Annotated in this window: 19 protein-coding genes; 15 read left to right on the top strand and 4 right to left on the bottom strand. The window is 59.2% G+C overall.

What is annotated here, in order from left to right:
- Positions 1–52: 52 nt before the first annotated feature.
- Positions 53–253: a hypothetical protein gene (locus FPT12_RS22635; RefSeq protein WP_019692194.1), complete on the bottom strand. Its 201-nt coding sequence runs from the start codon at positions 251–253 to the stop codon at positions 53–55.
- Positions 254–257: 4 nt separating this feature from the next.
- Entirely contained in the window at positions 258–563 is a 306-nt protein-coding gene (locus tag FPT12_RS22630) for a hypothetical protein (RefSeq protein ID WP_145020272.1), read from the bottom strand.
- Positions 564–964: 401 nt separating this feature from the next.
- Here FPT12_RS22630 and pcaR point away from each other — a divergent pair, with 401 nt between their 5' ends.
- From pcaR to pcaC, 11 genes are all read left to right on the top strand, one after another.
- Complete coding sequence (gene pcaR, locus FPT12_RS22625) at positions 965–1,807, top strand: pca regulon transcriptional regulator PcaR (RefSeq protein WP_054596029.1); 843 nt, start codon at positions 965–967, stop codon at positions 1,805–1,807.
- Positions 1,808–1,993: 186 nt separating this feature from the next.
- Positions 1,994–3,340: an MFS transporter gene (locus FPT12_RS22620; RefSeq protein WP_145020269.1), complete on the top strand. Its 1,347-nt coding sequence runs from the start codon at positions 1,994–1,996 to the stop codon at positions 3,338–3,340.
- Between the two features lie 283 nt (positions 3,341–3,623).
- On the top strand, positions 3,624–4,481 hold the full coding sequence (locus FPT12_RS22610) for a CoA transferase subunit A (RefSeq protein WP_019692197.1): 858 nt from the start codon (positions 3,624–3,626) through the stop codon (positions 4,479–4,481).
- Positions 4,478–5,260, top strand: coding sequence for a CoA-transferase subunit beta (locus FPT12_RS22605; protein WP_178098856.1), 783 nt, complete (start codon positions 4,478–4,480; stop codon positions 5,258–5,260). Before FPT12_RS22610 ends, FPT12_RS22605 begins: the two co-directional genes overlap by 4 nt.
- Positions 5,257–6,462 carry a 3-oxoadipyl-CoA thiolase gene (gene pcaF, locus FPT12_RS22600; RefSeq protein WP_178098854.1) on the top strand — a complete coding sequence of 402 codons (1,206 nt, stop codon included), beginning with the start codon at positions 5,257–5,259 and terminating at the stop codon, positions 6,460–6,462. Before FPT12_RS22605 ends, pcaF begins: the two co-directional genes overlap by 4 nt.
- Positions 6,463–6,501: 39 nt before the next feature.
- Entirely contained in the window at positions 6,502–7,206 is a 705-nt protein-coding gene (gene pcaH / locus FPT12_RS22595; RefSeq protein ID WP_145020257.1) for a protocatechuate 3,4-dioxygenase subunit beta, read from the top strand.
- Position 7,207: 1 nt separating this feature from the next.
- A complete protein-coding gene (gene pcaG / locus FPT12_RS22590; RefSeq protein ID WP_145020255.1) occupies positions 7,208–7,774 on the top strand; it encodes a protocatechuate 3,4-dioxygenase subunit alpha in 567 nt (188 codons plus the stop codon).
- A 117-nt stretch (positions 7,775–7,891) separates the two neighbouring features.
- Positions 7,892–9,187, top strand: coding sequence for an MFS family transporter (locus tag FPT12_RS22585; protein WP_145020253.1), 1,296 nt, complete (start codon positions 7,892–7,894; stop codon positions 9,185–9,187).
- Positions 9,188–9,236: 49 nt separating this feature from the next.
- Positions 9,237–10,598, top strand: a complete 1,362-nt coding sequence (locus tag FPT12_RS22580) for a 3-carboxy-cis,cis-muconate cycloisomerase (protein ID WP_145020250.1) — start codon at positions 9,237–9,239, stop codon at positions 10,596–10,598.
- 12 nt (positions 10,599–10,610) lie between these two features.
- Positions 10,611–11,411: a 3-oxoadipate enol-lactonase gene (pcaD, locus tag FPT12_RS22575; protein WP_145020247.1), complete on the top strand. Its 801-nt coding sequence runs from the start codon at positions 10,611–10,613 to the stop codon at positions 11,409–11,411.
- Between the two features lie 10 nt (positions 11,412–11,421).
- Positions 11,422–11,814, top strand: a complete 393-nt coding sequence (pcaC, locus tag FPT12_RS22570) for a 4-carboxymuconolactone decarboxylase (RefSeq protein ID WP_145020244.1) — start codon at positions 11,422–11,424, stop codon at positions 11,812–11,814.
- Positions 11,815–11,871: 57 nt separating this feature from the next.
- Here pcaC and FPT12_RS22565 read toward each other — a convergent pair whose 3' ends face one another.
- Together FPT12_RS22565 and FPT12_RS22560 are read right to left on the bottom strand one after the other, a co-directional pair.
- The gene (locus FPT12_RS22565) at positions 11,872–12,771 is read right to left on the bottom strand and encodes a polysaccharide deacetylase family protein (RefSeq protein ID WP_145020241.1); all 900 of its coding nucleotides are present in this window, start codon (positions 12,769–12,771) and stop codon (positions 11,872–11,874) included.
- A gap of 150 nt (positions 12,772–12,921) precedes the next feature.
- Complete coding sequence (locus tag FPT12_RS22560; protein ID WP_145020238.1) at positions 12,922–14,184, bottom strand: OprD family porin; 1,263 nt, start codon at positions 14,182–14,184, stop codon at positions 12,922–12,924.
- A gap of 622 nt (positions 14,185–14,806) precedes the next feature.
- Between FPT12_RS22560 and FPT12_RS22555 the strand changes: the two genes are divergently transcribed.
- The 4 genes from FPT12_RS22555 to FPT12_RS22540 all read left to right on the top strand — a co-directional run bounded on the left by FPT12_RS22555 (position 14,807) and on the right by FPT12_RS22540 (position 18,819).
- Positions 14,807–15,064, top strand: a complete 258-nt coding sequence (locus FPT12_RS22555) for an Os1348 family RiPP precursor (RefSeq protein ID WP_054596042.1) — start codon at positions 14,807–14,809, stop codon at positions 15,062–15,064.
- A gap of 113 nt (positions 15,065–15,177) precedes the next feature.
- Entirely contained in the window at positions 15,178–15,654 is a 477-nt protein-coding gene (locus tag FPT12_RS22550; protein WP_145020235.1) for a GNAT family N-acetyltransferase, read from the top strand.
- Positions 15,655–15,668: 14 nt separating this feature from the next.
- Positions 15,669–16,829 carry an HEXXH motif-containing putative peptide modification protein gene (locus tag FPT12_RS22545; RefSeq protein ID WP_145020232.1) on the top strand — a complete coding sequence of 387 codons (1,161 nt, stop codon included), beginning with the start codon at positions 15,669–15,671 and terminating at the stop codon, positions 16,827–16,829.
- Between the two features lie 16 nt (positions 16,830–16,845).
- Positions 16,846–18,819: a DUF692 family multinuclear iron-containing protein gene (locus FPT12_RS22540; protein ID WP_145020229.1), complete on the top strand. Its 1,974-nt coding sequence runs from the start codon at positions 16,846–16,848 to the stop codon at positions 18,817–18,819.
- The last annotated feature ends 37 nt before the right edge of the window (positions 18,820–18,856 follow it).

Here is an 18,856-nt window from a genome sequence, read left to right as displayed (position 1 = left end):
TTCAGCGTGTAGCTGAAGGCGGCGCAGGCCCTGAAAACTCAAACCTTCGCGATTATGGCTCTTCGGCTTTGAGTTCCTTTTCCATCTTCTGCAGTTCCTGGGTAAAGGCCTGGTCGAGGATGCTGGCGCGTTTACGCCAAGGTTTGCGTTCCGGGTCGGGCTGAGCGGCGTAGGTGGTGACTTCCCCGCCGTAAACTTCCTTGTAACGTTGTTCCTGGCGCTCAAGTTCCGCGCGCAGTTCTTCTTTCGTCACAGTGTTACCTAATTGAGTTGAGATAAATTCTGGTGATACGCACTGCATTCGTTGTGTCGGTCACACGCATACCGAACAGAGTGTCCGGGAAGGCACCCATTGCGACAGCGTTGTGCTTGACAGCTTCCTTCGTGCAGGCGGCCACGGCACCAGAGTAGAACCACTGACGTAGCATCAGTTTCTTTGTTTTTTGCAAACGCATGGGTCGGGCATTCGAAATGAGCGTCAGGCGTTTGCCAGCAGGAAGCAGGGTTGAAACCTCGCGCTGCCTGAGTGATTGGCCCCCGTAGTTGCCAGCAAGCACGGTCATCACTGAGTTGCATTATAGCGGCCGATTGGCAGAACACTATCTCGAATAACTTAAAAGTGCTTCGTTCTGTGAATTTGTTTTGTCACCCGCAAGTCGTGTGTGCAGTGCACTTTTGGGCTGCGTCTTTAACAAGCCCATTTCCTGGCGCCATTAAGTCGTACAAGTTGAGTGGATTAGAACGTGGTTGTTATTCAGTGTCAGCTAAAGTGTCAAAATCTGTAATGAGCGGTTCCCGGTCTTATCGGAAAATGTACCGCAGTCCTCATGCCATTTGGTCGTGCGTCAGTTGATTGCGATTATCGATTAATGGTTCGATAATCGCCCAACCTTGGCTGCCGATGCTTGTGCACAAGCTCCGGAGCAGCTTGTAATAGCTATCGAATTCTGGGGAATGACCTGAAATGAACGATCAATTGCGCAATTCCTTTGCTTCAGTGGCGCCGCCGATCGTTGCTTCCCCGGCCAAGCGGATTCAGGCATTCACTGGCGATCCGGACTTCATGACTTCCCTGGCCCGCGGCTTGGCGGTGGTCCAGGCGTTCCAGGAGCGCAAGCGGCATCTGACCATCGCGCAAATCAGCCACCGTACGGAAATTCCCCGCGCCGCCGTACGCCGTTGCCTGCATACGCTGATCAAGCTCGGCTACGCGACCACTGACGGTCGAACCTATTCGCTGCTACCCAAGGTCCTGACCCTTGGCCATGCCTATCTGTCCTCGACGCCGCTGGCGGTGTCGGCCCAGCCTTATCTGGACCGCATGAGCGAACAACTGCACGAGGCGTGCAACATGGCCACGCTGGAAGGGGATGACATCTTGTACATCGCCCGTTCGGCAACCACCCAGCGTCTGATCTCGGTCGATCTGTCGGTGGGCGGGCGTTTGCCGGCTTACTGCACCTCCATGGGGCGGATTCTCTTGGCCGCGCTGGACGATGCATCGCTGCACGATTACCTCGAACATGCCGAATTGCAGGCCAAGACCAGCCGCACCCTGCATACGCGCGAGTCGTTGCTCGAATGTCTCCAGGAGGTTCGGCAGCAAGGCTGGTGCATTGTCGACCAGGAACTCGAGCAAGGCCTGCGCTCGATTGCCGTTCCGGTGTACGACGCATCCGGTCAGGTGCTGGCTGCGCTGAATGTCAGCACACACGCCGGGCGGGTCAGCCGCAACGAACTGGAGCAGCGCTTTTTGCCCGGGTTGTTGAGTGCCAGCCGTGAATTGAGTGCCCAGCTGTTTGCGTAAGCTGTTCGATAAACGCACAGAGTCGCGTTTGGTGAATTGACGCTGTTTCCTTTGCCTCATTAATGTCGCGGCAGCGTCATCCGCTGCTGTTGGCCACTGTGCCAGGCGCCGGAAGACGACCGAATAATAATGAAGAGGCGATTGCCTGCACGTGTTCGCCTGCATTTCTTGCCTGGAATAAAAATAATGAACCAGCCTCAATCCGCTGTCGGGAACTGCCTCGATGTGCAGTCCTTTATCAATGCCCAACCGCTGTCACGCTATCAATGGCGGGTGGTGATCCTGTGTTTCCTGATTGTGTTTCTCGATGGCCTGGACACCGCGGCCATGGGTTTTATCGCACCGGCGCTGTCTCAGGATTGGGGGATCGACCGCGCCAGCCTCGGCCCGGTGATGAGTGCCGCGCTGATCGGCATGGTCTTCGGCGCGCTGGGCTCAGGACCGCTGGCTGACCGTTTTGGACGAAAAATCGTACTGGTCGGCGCGGTGCTGTTGTTCGGCGCTTTCAGTCTGGCCTCGGCTTACAGCACGAATGTCGAGCAACTGCTGGTGCTGCGTTTCCTGACCGGGCTTGGCCTGGGCGCCGGCATGCCGAACGCCACCACGCTGCTCTCGGAGTACACCCCGGAGCGCAAAAAATCCCTGCTGGTGACCAGCATGTTCTGCGGCTTCAACCTGGGCATGGCCGGTGGTGGTTTCATCTCCGCCAAGCTGATCCCTGCGTTTGGCTGGCACAGTCTGTTGCTGATTGGCGGGATTCTGCCGTTGATTCTCGGCGTGGTGCTGTTGCTGTGGCTGCCGGAGTCGGCGCGTTACCTGGTAGTGCGCAATCGCGGCACCGATAAAGTGCGCAAGGCGCTGGCGCCGATTGATCCGGCGACTATCGCCCAGGCATCGAGCTTCAGCGTACCCGAACAAAAAACCGTGAAGGCCCGCAACGTATTCGCGGTGATTTTCTCCGGCACTTACAGCACCGGTACGTTGTTGCTGTGGCTGACCTATTTCATGGGGTTGGTCATTGTCTACCTGTTGACCAGTTGGCTGCCGACCTTGATGCGTGACAGCGGCGCGAGCATGGAGCAGGCGGCCTTCATTGGTGCGCTGTTCCAGTTTGGCGGCGTGCTGAGTGCGGTGGCGGTGGGGTGGGCGATGGACCGGTTCAATCCGCACAAGGTGATCGGCACTTTCTACTTGTTGGCCGGGGTGTTTGCCTACGCGGTAGGGCAAAGCCTGGGCAACATCACACTGCTTGCAACATTGGTGCTGGTCGCCGGCATGTGCGTCAACGGCGCGCAATCGGCGATGCCGTCGCTGGCGGCGCGCTTCTATCCGACTCAAGGTCGGGCCACGGGCGTGTCGTGGATGCTCGGAATTGGCCGTTTCGGTGCGATTCTCGGTGCCTGGATGGGGGCGACGTTGTTGGGCCTGGGCTGGAATTTCGAACAGGTGCTGACGGCATTGGTGATTCCGGCCGCGCTGGCCACCACGGCGGTGGTGATCAAAGGCATGGTCAGCCATGCGGATGCGACCTGAGCCGCGATCGTTCCCACACTGAATGTTGATCGTTCCCATGCGCAGCAAAGGAATGCCTCAATGGAGGCTCTGCGTCCGCTCTTGGGACGCGGAGCGTCCCTGGCTGCATTCCCACGCGGAGCGTGGGAACGATAGGGAGATAACAATCTGTTCGATAAACGAACACTTAGTCGATTATCGGATTGTTTGGGGTTTTTCGGCGGCTTAACCTTCAGTCATTCCGGCGCTGCTCATCGCGCCTTGTCCTCCACATCGGTTTACTGAGAATCGGGAGTCCAACCCCATGGCTGAAATCCTTTCGCTGCACGACGCGGTGAAGCAATTCGTCAACGACGGCGATACCGTCGCGCTTGAAGGCTTCACGCACTTGATTCCGACCGCAGCGGGTCATGAAATCATTCGTCAGGGCAAGAAGGACCTGACGCTGGTGCGCATGACCCCTGATCTGGTCTACGACCAGTTGATCGGTGCCGGTTGCGCTCGCAAGCTGATTTTCTCCTGGGGTGGTAACCCGGGCGTGGGTTCTTTGCACCGCCTGCGCGATGCCGTCGAGAAACAGTGGCCGCATGCGCTGGAAATCGAAGAGCACAGCCACGCCGACCTGGCCAATGCCTACGTTGCGGGCGCCTCCGGCCTGCCGTTCGCAGTGCTGCGGGCCTACGCCGGTTCCGACTTGCCGAAGGTCAACCCGTTGATCAAAAGCGTGACCTGCCCGTTTACCGGTGAAGTGCTGGCGGCGGTGCCATCGGTGCGCCCGGACGTCACGGTGATCCACGCGCAAAAGGCCGATCGCAAGGGCAATGTCTTGCTCTGGGGCATTCTTGGGGTGCAGAAAGAGGCCGCATTAGCCGCCAAGCGCTGCATCGTCACCGTTGAAGAAATCGTCGACGACCTGAAGGCGCCGATGAACGCCTGCGTCTTGCCGACCTGGGCCTTGAGCGCGGTGTGCCATGTGCCCGGTGGTGCGCATCCGTCCTACGCCCACGGTTACACCGAGCGCGACAACCGCTTCTATCAGGCCTGGGACCCGATTGCTCGCGACCGTGAAACCTTCACCGCGTGGATCAACGAATACATCCACGGCAGTGCTGACTTCAGTGAATTCCAGGCCAAGCTGGCCGCTGCAATGGAGGCTCAATAATGGCTTACTCCACCAATGAAATGATGACCGTCGCCGCCGCTCGCCGCCTGAAGAATGGCTCGGTGTGCTTCGTCGGCATCGGCCTGCCGTCGAAAGCGGCCAACCTGGCGCGTCTGACTTCCTCTCCAGATGTGGTCCTGATCTATGAATCGGGTCCGATCGGTGCCAAGCCGACGGTATTGCCGCTGTCGATCGGTGACGGCGAGCTGGCGGAAACCGCCGACACCGTCGTCCCGACCGGTGAGATTTTTCGCTACTGGCTGCAAGGCGGGCGCATTGACGTCGGCTTTCTCGGTGCCGCTCAGGTCGACCGTTTTGGCAACATCAACACCACCGTGGTCGGCGATTACCATCAGCCGAAAGTCCGCCTGCCAGGTGCCGGCGGTGCGCCGGAGATTGCCGGCTCGGCGAAAAGCGTGTTGATCATCCTTAAGCAGTCGGCTCGCTCGTTTGTCGACAAACTCGACTTTATTACCTCGGTCGGCCATGGCGAAGGCGGCGACTCGCGCAAGCGTCTCGGCCTGCCCGGCGCCGGTCCCGTGGGGATCATCACTGACCTGTGCATCATGGAACCGGAAGCCGGCAGCAACGAATTCGTGGTCACCGCGCTGCACCCGGGCGTGACCCGCGAGCAAGTGATCGCCGCCACCGGTTGGGCTGTCCGCTTTGCCGATCAGCTGGAACACACCGCCGAACCGACCGCCATCGAATTGGCCGCACTGCGTGATCTTGAAGCGCGTACTGCTGCCGCCCACGGCCAAGCACCGGGAGAAGCCTGATGCGCGAGGTTTACATCTGCGATGCGATTCGCACCCCCATCGGCCGTTTTGGCGGTGGTTTGTCGGCGGTTCGCGCTGACGATCTGGCTGCCGTGCCGATCAAGGCGCTGATGGAGCGCAACCCGAGCGTCGATTGGAGCGCCGTGGACGAAGTGTTCCTCGGTTGCGCCAACCAGGCCGGTGAAGACAACCGCAACGTGGCGCGCATGGCATTGCTGCTGGCCGGGTTGCCGGACAGTATTCCCGGCGTGACCCTCAATCGTTTGTGCGCCTCGGGCATGGACGCCATCGGCACGGCGTTCCGGGCAATTGCCAGCGGTGAGATGGAGCTGGCGATTGCCGGCGGTGTCGAGTCGATGTCTCGCGCACCGTTCGTGATGGGCAAGGCCGATGCGGCGTTCTCGCGCAACATGAAACTCGAAGACACCACCATCGGCTGGCGCTTCATCAACCCGGTGATGAAGGCTCAGTACGGCGTCGATGCGATGCCGCAGACGGCCGACAACGTGGCCGACGATTACGCGGTTTCCCGCGCTGATCAGGATGCTTTCGCACTGCGCAGTCAGCAACGGACGGCGGCCGCGCAAGCTGCCGGCTATTTCGCCGAAGAAATCGTCCCGGTGCGCATTGCCCACAAGAAGGGCGAAAGCGTGGTCGAGCAGGACGAGCATCCACGCGCCGACACCACCCTGGAAACCCTGAGCAAACTCAAACCAGTCAATGGCCCGGACAAAACCGTCACCGCTGGCAACGCCTCGGGCGTGAACGACGGTGCCGCGGCGCTGATTCTCGCGTCTGCCGAAGCGGTGAAAAAACACGGTCTGACCGCCCGCGCTCGGGTATTGGGCATGGCCAGCGCTGGTGTCGCGCCACGGGTGATGGGCATCGGCCCGGTGCCGGCGGTGCGCAAGTTGACCGAACGCCTGGGCGTAGCGGTCAGCGATTTTGACGTGATCGAACTCAATGAAGCCTTTGCCAGCCAGGGCTTGGCGGTATTGCGTGAACTCGGTCTGGCCGACGACGCAGCGCAGGTCAACCCGAACGGTGGCGCCATTGCGTTGGGTCATCCGTTGGGCATGAGTGGTGCGCGGCTGGTACTGACGGCGCTGCATCAGTTGGAAAAAACCGGCGGCAAGAAAGCGCTGGCGACCATGTGCGTTGGCGTTGGCCAAGGGCTGGCACTGGCCATCGAACGGGTCTGATGCGCCGCCGCGCTATCGAACAAGAGAAGAGGAGGTTTCATGACTGACAAGCCTGGTTACCGTCGCCCGCAAGCGGGCACCCAGCCGGAATATTTGCATCCGGCCTATCAATCGACCAACCGCCGTTCGCCGTCCAAGCCGTTGGTGTTTTTGCCTCACTCATTGTCGGAAATTACCGGCCCGACCATTGGCGCCGAGTCGCTGCAAGAACGGGACAATGACCTGACCGCCCAGCATCAGGGCGCGCCATTGGGTGAGCGGATCATCATTCACGGCCGTGTGCTGGATGAGAACGGCCTGCCGGTGCCGGGGATTCTGCTGGAAATCTGGCAGGCCAACGCCGCTGGCCGCTATAACCACGACCGTGACCTGCATGACGCGCCGCTGGACCCGAACTTCACCGGCACTGGCCGCACCGTGACCGACGCCGATGGCTGGTACCAGTTCCAGACCATCAAGCCTGGTGCTTATCCGTGGGGCAACCACCACAACGCCTGGCGCCCGGCGCATATCCATTTCTCGCTGTTCGGGCCGAGCATTCTGACGCGCCTGGTCACGCAGATGTACTTTCCGGGTGATCCGTTGCTGGCCTACGACCCGATTTACAACTGCGTACCCGATACCAGCGCCAAAGAGCGCTTGATCGCCAGTTTTGACCTGGAAAAAACCATCCCGTCCTACGCCCTCGGTTATCGCTGGGACATCGTTTTGCGCGGCCGCGATGCCACGCCGATGGAGAAATAAGATGACGCTGAACGCGACGACGTCCCACACAGTCGGGCCGTATTACCACATCGGCCTGACCTGGTTGAACCGTGAAAACCTGACCGTTGAACAAACCCTCGGCGAGCGTGTGACGATCACCGGGCAAGTGGTCGATGGCAATGGCGATTTCGTCAACGACGCGATGCTGGAAGTCTGGCAGGCCAATGCCGCCGGCAAGTATGACCACCCGGAAGATCAGCAGGACAAACCGCTGGACCCGAACTTCGAAGGGTTTGGCCGAGTGCCGGTGGACGCAGAAGGGCGATTCCGTTTCACCACCATCAAGCCGGGGACTGTGCAGGGCCTTAAGGGCCGCACGCAGGCGCCGCATCTGGTGGTGCTGGTGTTTGCCCGAGGCCTGGTCAAGCACTTGCTGACGCGAATCTACTTCGACGGTGAGCCGGCCAACACCGGTGACCCGCTGCTGGCCTGTGTGCCTGAAGAGCGCCGCACGACCTTGATGGCAAAAGCCAACGGGACGGGCGCGTTGCAGTGGAACGTGATCCTGCAGGGCACCGAGGCCGAGACGGTGTTTTTCGATTATTGATCGAAGAGAGATCGTTCCCACGCAGAGCGTGGGAACGATCTCTCAGGGTTTGTTCTGTGGAGCGGGGCTGTTGCAAAGTATGTCTAGACTCTCACTGTCCCCATCGAGTGATAAACCATGACAACAAAAACCAGTCTCTACACCGCTGAAGAGCGTGGCAAAAGGATCTTTGCAATTGTCGGGGCGTCTTCCGGCAACCTGGTCGAGTGGTTCGACTTCTATGTCTACGCCTTCTGCGCGATCTATTTTGCCCCGGCGTTTTTCCCTTCCGACAACCCCACGGTGCAACTGGTTAACACCGCCGGGGTGTTCGCCGCAGGGTTTTTGATGCGTCCCATCGGCGGCTGGCTGTTTGGCCGGGTGGCCGACAGGCACGGGCGCAAGAACTCCATGATGATTTCGGTGCTGATGATGTGCTTCGGCTCATTGCTGATCGCCTGCCTGCCGACCTACAAGGACATCGGCGTCTGGGCACCGCTCCTGCTGCTGGTGGCTCGCCTGATCCAGGGCGTGTCGGTGGGCGGTGAATACGGCACCACCGCGACCTACATGAGTGAAGTCGCGCTCAAGGGCCAGCGCGGTTTCTTCGCCTCGTTCCAGTACGTGACCTTGATCGGTGGCCAACTGCTGGCAGTGTCGTTGGTGGTGATCCTGCAACAGTTTCTGACTGAGGACGACCTGCGTGCCTGGGGTTGGAGGATTCCGTTTGTGGTTGGTGCGCTTGCCGCATTGATTTCGCTGTTCCTGCGTCGTTCGCTGAAAGAAACCACCAGCAAGGAAATGCGTGCAAACAAAGATGCCGGCAGCATGGCCGCGTTGTTCAAGAACAACACCGCCGCCTTTATTACCGTGCTCGGCTTCACCGCCGGTGGTTCGCTGATTTTCTACACCTTCACCACCTATATGCAGAAGTACCTGGTGAACACCGCCGGGATGCCCGCCAAGACCGCCAGTTACATCATGACCGGCGCACTGTTCCTTTATATGTGCATGCAGCCGTTGTTCGGCACGCTCGCCGACAAGATCGGCCGGCGTAACTCGATGCTTTGGTTCGGTGCCCTGGGAACACTGTTCACCGTGCCGATCCTGCTGACCTTGAAGTCGGTGACCAACCCGTTCCTGGCGTTTGGGCTGATCACCGTGGCACTGGCAATCGTCAGTTTCTACACCTCGATCAGCGGTCTGGTGAAAGCCGAAATGTTCCCGCCGCAAGTCCGTGCGCTGGGGGTGGGCCTGGCCTACGCGGTGGCCAATGCGATCTTCGGCGGTTCAGCCGAGTACGTGGCCTTGAGCCTGAAATCGTTCGACATGGAAAACTCCTTCTACTGGTACGTGACGGCGATGATGGTGGTCGCCTTCCTCTTCAGCCTGCGTTTGCCTAAACAGGCGGCGTATCTGGAAAACGATCTTTGACTTGTCGGCGCGCGCCTGAATCGGGCGCGCGCCGCGTAAGGAATCCCCTATGCAACGACCGGGCAATCAATTGTTCGATGCCTATTTCACGGCTCGAAATATGCGTGAGGTGTTCAGTGATCAGGGCCGGGTTCAGGCCATGCTCGATTTTGAAGCCGCATTGGCTCGGGCCGAGGCGCGGGTCGGGCTGATTCCGGCGTCTGCCGTTGCCCCGATCGAGGCGGCTTGCCGGGCCGAATACTATGACTTTGCGGCCCTTGGCGAGGCGATTGCGATTGCCGGTAACTCGGCGATTCCGTTGGTCAAGGTGTTGGGCAAGCAGATCGCCGCGCATGATCAGGACGCCGAACGTTACGTGCATCTGGGCGCAACCAGTCAGGATGTGATGGACACCGGGCTGGTGCTGCAAGTGCGCCAGGCACTGCACTTGATCGACAGCGATCTGGCGCGACTCGGCGAAGCGTTGGCGATCCAGGCCCGGCGCCATGCGGTCACGCCACTGGCCGGACGTACCTGGCTGCAACATGCGACGCCGGTCACGCTGGGGATGAAAATCGCCGGTTGGCTGGGGGCGGTGACGCGCAGTCGACAACGTCTGCACGCACTCAAACCGCGCCTGCTGGTGCTGCAATTTGGTGGCGCCAGCGGAACCCTCGCAGCCCTCGGCGAGCAGGCCATGCCGATTGCCGAAGCGCTGGCGCAGGAGCTGCAGCTCACGTTGCCGGAGCAACCCTGGCACACCCAGCGCGACCGGCTGGTGGAGTTTGGCGCAGCGCTTGGCCTGATCGCCGGCAGCCTCGGCAAACTGGGCCGCGACATCAGCCTGCTGATGCAGACCGAGGCGGCGGAAGTCTTCGAACCTTCGGCTCCGGGCAAGGGCGGTTCCTCGACCATGCCGCACAAACGCAACCCGGTGGGCGCGGCGGTGTTGATCGGTGCTGCGACCCGCATTCCCGGATTGCTGTCGACCCTGTTCAGCGCCATGCCGCAAGAGCACGAACGCAGCCTGGGGTTGTGGCATGCCGAGTGGGAAACCTTGCCAGAGATCTGCTGCCTGGTGTCCGGTGCCTTGCAGCAAGCGCTGTTGATTACAGAAGGGCTGGAGGTCGACGCCGAGCGCATGGCACAGAACCTCGATTTGACCCAAGGCCTGGTGCTGGCCGAAGCAGTGAGCATCGTCCTCGCCCAACGGATCGGTCGCGATAAAGCCCACCATCTGTTGGAACTGTGCTGCAAACGCGCGGTGGCCGAGCAGCGACATTTGCGCTCGGTGCTCGGTGATGAACCGCACGTGACCGCCGAGCTATCGAGCGCTGAACTCGATCAATTGATGAACCCTGCGCACTACCTCGGTCAGGCTCAGACCTGGGTCGAGCGTGCGCTGGCCGAACATGTTGCCCTGACTGCCTGAAGGAGAATTTCTGTGGGATTCGTACAACTCGCCGACGGCGAACTGAACTACCAACTCGACGGTCCGGAACACGCTCCGGTGCTGGTGCTGTCCAACTCGCTGGGCACCGACCTGCACATGTGGGACGCGCAGATTCCGGCGTTCACCCAACACTTTCGGGTGCTGCGTTTCGACACCCGCGGTCATGGTCGTTCGCTGGTGACGCCGGGGCCGTACAGCATCGAGCAGTTGGGCCGTGACGTGCTGGCGTTGCTGGATGCCCTGAACATCGAGCGCGCTCATTTTTGCGGTCTGTCCATGGGCGGGTTGATCGGTCAGTGGCTGGGGATCAACGCCGGCGAGCGTCTGCACAAACTGGTGGTGTGCAATACCGCGGCGAAGATCGGTGATCCTACTGTGTGGAACCCGCGTATCGAAACCGTGCTGCGCGACGGTCCGGCGGCGATGGTCGCACTGCGCGATGCGTCGATTGCCCGATGGTTTACCCCGGATTTTGCCCAAGCCAATCCGGCGCTGGCGAAGCAGATCACCGACATGCTCGCCGCCACTTCAGCGCAAGGTTATGCCGCCAATTGCGCGGCGGTACGCGATGCCGATTTCCGCGAGCAACTGGCATCGATCACGGTGCCGACCCTGGTCGTCGCTGGCACCGAAGACGCGGTCACGCCACCTTCCGGCGGGCACTTTATTCAAGAGCGGGTGAGAGGCGCCGAGTACGCCGAGTTCTACGCCGCCCATTTGTCCAACGTTCAGGCCGGTAGTGCGTTCAGTGACCGGGTGCTGAGTTTTTTGTTGGCTGAAAAGTCTATCTGAGGAGCGATTTGTGGACGAGAAACAACGTTACGCCGACGGCATGCAAGTGCGTCGCGCAGTGCTCGGCGATGCCCATGTCGATCGCAGTCTGGCGACCCTGACCGAGTTCAATTCGGAGTTTCAGGACATGATCACCCGCCACGCCTGGGGTGACATCTGGACCCGCCCTGGCTTGCCACGCCACACCCGCAGCCTGATCACCATCGCCATGCTGATCGGCATGAACCGCAACGAAGAGCTGAAACTGCACCTGCGTTGCGCGGCGAACAATGGCGTCACCCGCGCCGAGATCAAGGAAGTGCTGATGCAGAGCGCGATCTACTGCGGCATCCCGGCGGCCAATGCAACCTTCCACCTGGCCGAGTCGGTGTGGGATGAGTTGGGTGTCGAATCGCGCGAGTAGTAATCAGGCCCTGACACGACTGTCAGGGCCGCAACGCTTAAGCGACGGTGGCGTGCCTCAATGAGAGTTGCTGTCCCAGAACCAGCTCCACACGCCAGGCAAATGCACCGTTTGGTTGGCATCGCGCACGGTGCGGGCCATGGCGGCGCGTTGCACGGCTGCCTGGTCGTCGTAAAACGGTTTAGCGGCGGTTGTCACACCGGTCTCGCGGGCGCTGTCGAGCAGAATCTGTAGATACTCCCCCATATGCCAGGACGTGTAGCGATTGAGGTCGTGAAACGTCACCACCACTGGAATCACACCGTCGACCGTCGGCAGTTCGCCGGCCGCAATCCGTTCGCGCACCTCGGACATTTGCCTGAGCATGTTGGAACGCCGGCGTGGGCTGCCATTGAAGCCCCATATCTTGCCGTCATTGGCGCTCAGATCGGTCAGCAACACCTGCAAGCCATGTTGTTGATACGCGGCGAACGTGCGTTTGTCGTAATTCCAGAACGGCGGTCGCAACAGTACCGGCGCCGCGCCGGTGATCGCCGCAATGTCCGCAGAGCCTTGGGTGAGCGACTGTTCGAGTTCTTCCGGGGAGAGCGAGCGGTGATTGGTATGCCACTGCGTGGCGGTGTGGAAGCCCAGGGTCTGGCCCTCGGCATGTTCACGCTGCATGATTTTTTTGCCCAGTTCGCTGCCACCGGCCCGGGGGGCTTGTGTCTGCACGAAGAACACGGCCTTGATACCCGGTTCAATCGGGTTGTTGGCGAGTACGTCGAGAACGGCACTGGTCGGATTGAAAAAACTGGACGCGCTTGGACCGTCATCGAAGGTCAGCAGAAAGCGGATCGGCGGGGTCGAGCGCAGAATCTGCTCGGTCTTCGGGGTCAGTTCGATCGGCGGGCCAATGCAGCCGCTGAGGCCGACCGTAACGGCAAGGACGGATAAGACAGCAGCGATCAGTTTCATGTGTTTGCTTTGGCCTACGACAGATCAGGATGAATGCAGACTGTCGGCGCGCAGTGATTCACCGCACCGCAAGACCGTCGCTCCCATGGAAGTCTCCATAGGAGCATAACGGTGCTGAACGGTTCATGTCCTCGCGGTATTTTTATTGCGTCAGAGCAGGCTGATCGGATAGCTGACGATCAGACGGTTTTCGTCGAATTCATTGTTGCTGTAGTCCCGACGCATGGTCGAGTTGCGCCACCTGACGTTGAGGTTTTTCAGGCTGCCGCTTTGCACGGTGTAGCCGATTTCGCTCTCGCGTCCCCATTCCTTGCCGTTGGTGACGGTCCCGGTATGCACGTTGTCGCCGCTGATGTAGCGGTTCATCAGGGTCAGGCCGGGAATACCGGCGGCGGCGAAATTGTAATCGTGGCGCAGTTGCCAGGATTTCTCCCGGGCGTTGTCGTAGCTCGAGTTGTAACTGTCGTTGGCCAGCGTCCCGCCGCTGGTGCCGTTGACCCGCATCCAGGCACTGTCGCCGGTGAGTTTCTGCAAGCCGACATAGAAGGTGTTGCCGCCATATTTGGCCGAGAACAGCCCGGACCAGGTTTTGTTATCGAGGTCACCGGCCCGTGCGCTGCCATCTTCCTTGCCATAGAAGAAGCCAAGGTTGGCGCCCAGCGTCCAGTCGCCCAGTGGCTGGGTGTGGACCAGGTTGATAAATTGCTGGCTGTAGATGTCCTTCAGTTGGGCATTCCACACCCCGATTTGCGTGCGCTTGTCGTTAAAGCTGTATTCGGCGCCCTCGAAGTTGAAACGGTCGGAGGTGACTGCCGGTTTGCCGGTCATCGACAGGTCACTCATGCTGCTGTCGTCACGCGGGCTGTTGCCGCGGAACTGACCGCCGTAGAGCGTCAGGCCGTCGATTTCCTTCGAGGTGACCTGGCCACCGCGAAACGTTTGCGGCAACGAACGCCCATCGTCCGAACGCAGGATCGGCAACACCGGCATCCATTCACCGACTTTCAACTCGGTCTGGGAAAGCTTTGCCTTGAACGCCACGCCCAGACGCCCGAAGTCATCGGCGGGGCGACCATCGTGGTCCAGCGGCAACAGCTGCGTCCCGCCGGTGCCGCGTCCGCCATCGAGTTTCACCGAGTACAGGCCCAATACGTCCATGCCGAAACCGACAGTGCCCTGGGTGAACCCGGATTTGGCATCGAGGATGAAGCTGTGCGTCCATTCTGCCGCCGTGCCCTGCGCATGGGTCGGGTTGGTGAAGTTGCGGTTGAAGTAGAAGTTGCGCAGGTTCAGGTTGGCTTGGGCGCCTTCTAGAAAACCCGATTCCTCGGCCAGCGCCGGCAGGGCCGCGCTGACCAGTGCGATGGTCAATAGAGTCGGCAAAAGCTGTTTTGCACAGGTGGAAGGCTTCATGAAGTCGGGTCTCTCTAATTGTTAGGGATGAAGCAGGACGCAGTCGCAACCTGGGGTTGCAGACAAAAGTTCGAATTCGGGTAAGCGAACGGGCGAGATCAGCCGGAGCGGGTAGGGTGCGCAGTCATGGTGCCGGACCTGTTGTTATTGGTTCTTGTAGGTGGGGGGAATGGTGCGGGGGATCAATGGAGGGATTCAATCGGGCGGACGGGGTTTTGGGCGATTAACGAACACTAATCGACGCCTGTCGAGGGGCTGATGGTATGGAACATTGCTAATGAAATCCCTTGGTTATCCGGGGTGATAGCGTGTATTCGGCAGGGTGTTCTAATAATGGCGCCTGTGTTCTTCGGGTTCATGGTTGATCGAAGTATCTATTGCTTTGGTTGTAAGCGGTTTCCTACAGTTCGTGTTGTCATTAAACAACTCTCGATAATCGCCAGTTAACCTTAAGAAACGGTGTTATCGATTATCGTGAAACGGTTTAAAGGGAGTCGTGGGTATGGCTGGAAAAGAGCAGTGGCCTTGCTATATTCAAAGTCCCCAGGGCGGGCGAAGGAAAGTTTCATGCTTCGTCATGGGGTGCATTTTTCGTCATGCCGTAATAACAAGGAGAAGTACCATGAGCAATAAAGTCAATCAGCAGACCTTGGCCACGGTTGTTGGACGTGCCGTGCTGGATCCGGGGTTTGCCGATGCACTTCACAATGATCCTGCCTCGGCAGCTAAAAATATTGGTGTGCATTTAAGTGCTGATGAAATTGCGGCGGTTAAAGGCATTGATGCTGCAAAACTGTCAGCTGCCTCTGCCGGTATTCGAAGTAATCTGGGGACGCGTGCCATATTTGATACCCAGCAACAGCAAGCGCGCATGGATTAACGGCCGGTGATGCCATTTGGCGTACCCCGAAAGGTGGGTCTTTCACGGTGGTACGCCGAATGGCTTTATGAAATGTCATGAGGCAAAACGGTCGAGCGCGGAGTGAATGACTGATGTCTGTCACCTTGGCTCCAATGGATAACGCGGACTTTGTTGTTTTCGCTGAAAGAGCCGTTGCTGAATATGGCGACGGTATGGTCATCGCGGGCGAATGGGTCCAAGAGGACGCGATGCAAAAGGCACGCAGTGTCTTCGAGCAATTGTTGCCGCACGGGCGACGGACTGAAAAAAACCAACTCTGGGTGATCAAGGACCAAGAGCGTCGCATTGGCGAGTTGTGGGTCGCCGAACGTCACGCCGGTGCCGGCAAGATCGCCTTCATTCTGGATATTTACATTGACCCCGGAGAGCGCCGCCAGGGTTATGCAAAACAATCACTGTTAGCCCTCGAGTCATGGGCACGCCAGGCGGGATGCGAAGAAGTGCGACTGCATGTCTTTGGTCGCAACGATGCGGCGCGTCGTCTTTATGAACAATCAGGGTATGGCATCGCCAGTCTGACGATGGCGAAGCCGTTGCCGCCTACCTAAGGGAAGGTTGAAAAATGGAAATCGGGAACAGTGGTTTGCGTGAGCTATCCGATGACGAGTTGTTTCAGGGCACGACATTCCTGCCGGACACGGAGCCTTCACGATTTGAAGTATTGCTGGAGCGTGTCGGTCGAAATCGCTACACAAGTTTTGTCGCGCTGTACACTGAACTGTTTCAACTGTTTCCCAATGCTCCGCAGTTGGCGGAGTTTTTCGAGCAGGCGTTTAATCTTATCGTGCCGCCGACCCGCGAGCAGCGCGTGATTATCAATGATCCGGTGTTTCAAGTGTGGAGTGTTTTGACCGCGCATTATGCCAACCTGGTCATCACCAAAAAGGCGGCGAATACCGATGCGTTAGAACTCATGTTGATCGAATTCCCACTGATGCTGGCGCGGGTGAAAAGAAACGACAGTGTTCACATGAATGATTATTGCCCCCCGGTGTATCGTTTTAATGTTGATCCGTTGGTGACGAGAGTGGCGCCGCCTAGTTATGAATTTCCGGAGGATGAAGCAACCCGTAAACAATTGGAGCGTCATGGTCATTCCGTGAGTTTCTTTTGCGATGTGGTGAATATTGCGCTGTTGCGAATAGAACACACGTGGCCCGCCTGTCGCGAACAGTTTAGAAAACTGGTCAAGTCCATTTGTTATTTACCCGATGGTTCATTTCGAAGCTGTTCGGCTTCGCGCTTCACCGGGATCATCCTCATCTCGAACCGGGATGATTCGATACTCGACCTGGAAGAGTCGCTGGTGCATGAGGCCACTCATCAGTTGCTCTACAACATTGTCGAAGTGTGCCCGGTCGTCAAGGATGAGGCCTCGCGGGAGGCCTTGTTCACCTTGCCGTGGTCGGGGCAGAAGCGTGACCTCTATGGCTATTTCCATGCGTTTTTCGTGTACGTCGCGTTGGTCAAATACCTGGAGCGGGTTCGTTCGCGCTCGTCCCATGAACTGCAGCGGGCACAAAAACGCCTGGTGTTCATCCTGCAAGGCTTGATCAAGGCGTTACCGGATTTCGAAGCGTGCGCGGATTTCACCCCTCAGGGCCGCCAACTGCTGGAAAACCTGATCAAAGAAGTCAGAGCGCTGGAAACTCAACACGCCGGGTTGTTGGCGATATCGGGCGCTGCGGCGGGGGCTAAACGCATGCTGGGCCTGACCGGTTGACGCCAGGGAGGCGGACATGGCGATGTTTGATGCTTCGCAATTTCCCGAGGCCGGCGTCGGGCTGGAATACCATTTGCCACGGCACACGCCTCAGGATGAGTCATCGGAGGAGGGGCTCGACCCGACCGTCGAACGGATTCTCGCCGAGGGCTTGCCACACTTCGATTACCTCGAGTTTCAACCGACGCACTGCATTCTGGAACCGCGTCTGCTTGAGCTCGGTGCGCAAGTACCGAGCTTGCTGCATTCTTCCAGTTTGTCCCTGGGCAGTGTGGGCATCGCGATGGACCGCGAGTTTCTGCACATGACTCGGCGGCTGTGCGAGAAAACCCGCTCGCCCTGGCTGGCCGAGCATATTTCCTGGTCGCGGTTCCACGGTGGCGACACTCAGCACTTCATTTTGCCGACCCTGGCCCAAGAAGTGGCTGACACGGTGGTGGCCAACGCCATTGAACTGCGTGACCTTACGGCAACGCTGCTGGTACTGGAAAACGCGCCGCGGTTGTTTTCGTTGCACGATGCACAAGAACAATCTGAAGGCGCGTTCATCTCCAGGGTGGTGGAGCGCAGTGGCTCGGGCTTTTTGCTGGACCTCGACAGCGCAATCGCGACCGCCAGAACCCTGGGTTACGACCTGAACAGCTACTTGCGTTCGTTGCCGCTGGACCGGCTGATTGAAATACATACCGGCCATCCACGGCGGGATTGGGACATCTTGCGTCACTTGTTTGATTCATCGCCGGTGAAAGCGATCACCCTTGAGTGGGATATTTCCCGCAAGTCCGATGATGCAGAACTGTTGACGTTGATCACGGCCATCAAGTCCTTGAGACCCAGGGCGTTGTTCTGGCAGGGGCGCGATCAGCCGGGCGAACAAGAAACACAGTCGGAGGGTGCACAAACCCTGCTCAAACTCAGGGAAAGCACCTGGCTCAGTGTCGGCTCGGCGTCATTTTTTATTCGGGATCGGCAGTGGGACCTGAGTCTGGAATTTGGTGCGATGTTTCTGCCGTTGCTGCGTCACTTCCTGAGTCCCCAGACGCTGAGCAGTGCCTTGTTGCTGCCGGGGGTTTTGCAGAGTCCCGAGCAGGACGACAACCTGGCGTTCCTGCGGGAACTGATCAGCCAGGGTGTCCTGCAGCCGGTCGAGACGCCATCTGACACTGGCGCTTCCATTGGGCGCAGCCATCCGGCCAGCCTTTGGGCCCATTGGGACGCGGCGCTGGAGTTTTACCTGAGCACCCGCACTGGGTCGCACACGCCCTACATCAGCGTCAGCGATCTGGAAGCGCAGCTTGAGCAAAAGGCCTTGGCGCGACATCAGCCGTCGGCGTTCAAGGATTATTTCTCCCATCCTTTCGTGGCCCTGGAAAATCCGCTGCTCGCGCCTTCCTGCACAATCGCCCAATCGACATTGCTCGACTCGCTGTGCGAGCGCCGCACGTCGCGAGCCTTCAGCGACTGGCCGTTGAGCGCGCAGCAACTGTCCCTGTTGCTCTACTACACCTGGGGCGCGACCGTCATGGAACAGAACCGCATGGGGGATTATTTCCTGAAGAAAACCTCACCGGCCGGCGGTTCGCTGCAGGGTACCGAGGTGTATGCGGTGCTGATGAATGTGCAAGGTTTTGAACGCGGTCTTTACCACTACTCGGTCCGCCGTCACGGGCTTGAGCTGCTGTCCCGGGAAGACCCGCGAGCCTGGATCTGCGAGGCCTGTGGCGAGCAGCCGTGGATCAAGGACGCAGCGGCAGTGTTTGTGTCCACGGCGCGGGTCGAGCGGATGGCCTGGAAGTACGAGTTCAGCCGGGCTCTGCGAGTGGCACTAATGGATGCCGGGCATCTGAGTCAGACTTTTTCGCTGGTGGCCACCGCCTTGGGCCTACGCTGTTTCACCACCGCGGCATTACGCGATGAGCTGTTCGAAAACCGGCTGGGGCTCAACTATCTGGAGGAGCCGGTGTTTCTGGTCAATGGAGTTGGAGGGTGATACCGAGGCGCGCGTTTTTTCATGGACAACAAAAAGC

Source organism: Pseudomonas sp. H3(2019) (genome assembly GCF_007713465.1).
In the GTDB taxonomy this organism is placed as follows: Bacteria; Pseudomonadota; Gammaproteobacteria; order Pseudomonadales; family Pseudomonadaceae; genus Aquipseudomonas.
This window is presented reverse-complemented; position numbering and strand designations above follow the sequence as displayed.

Coding starts and splice junctions, on each gene's coding strand:
- pcaG (WP_145020255.1), top strand. CDS start 7,208: ATGACGCTGAACGCGACGACGTCCCACACAGTCGGGCCGTATTACCAC.
- FPT12_RS22540 (WP_145020229.1), top strand. CDS start 16,846: ATGGCGATGTTTGATGCTTCGCAATTTCCCGAGGCCGGCGTCGGGCTG.
- FPT12_RS22545 (WP_145020232.1), top strand. CDS start 15,669: ATGGAAATCGGGAACAGTGGTTTGCGTGAGCTATCCGATGACGAGTTG.
- FPT12_RS22565 (WP_145020241.1), bottom strand. CDS start 12,771: ATGAAACTGATCGCTGCTGTCTTATCCGTCCTTGCCGTTACGGTCGGC.
- FPT12_RS22555 (WP_054596042.1), top strand. CDS start 14,807: ATGAGCAATAAAGTCAATCAGCAGACCTTGGCCACGGTTGTTGGACGT.
- FPT12_RS22580 (WP_145020250.1), top strand. CDS start 9,237: ATGCAACGACCGGGCAATCAATTGTTCGATGCCTATTTCACGGCTCGA.
- FPT12_RS22585 (WP_145020253.1), top strand. CDS start 7,892: ATGACAACAAAAACCAGTCTCTACACCGCTGAAGAGCGTGGCAAAAGG.
- FPT12_RS22610 (WP_019692197.1), top strand. CDS start 3,624: ATGGCTGAAATCCTTTCGCTGCACGACGCGGTGAAGCAATTCGTCAAC.
- FPT12_RS22550 (WP_145020235.1), top strand. CDS start 15,178: ATGTCTGTCACCTTGGCTCCAATGGATAACGCGGACTTTGTTGTTTTC.
- FPT12_RS22560 (WP_145020238.1), bottom strand. CDS start 14,184: ATGAAGCCTTCCACCTGTGCAAAACAGCTTTTGCCGACTCTATTGACC.
- pcaH (WP_145020257.1), top strand. CDS start 6,502: ATGACTGACAAGCCTGGTTACCGTCGCCCGCAAGCGGGCACCCAGCCG.
- FPT12_RS22620 (WP_145020269.1), top strand. CDS start 1,994: ATGAACCAGCCTCAATCCGCTGTCGGGAACTGCCTCGATGTGCAGTCC.
- FPT12_RS22630 (WP_145020272.1), bottom strand. CDS start 563: ATGACCGTGCTTGCTGGCAACTACGGGGGCCAATCACTCAGGCAGCGC.
- pcaR (WP_054596029.1), top strand. CDS start 965: ATGAACGATCAATTGCGCAATTCCTTTGCTTCAGTGGCGCCGCCGATC.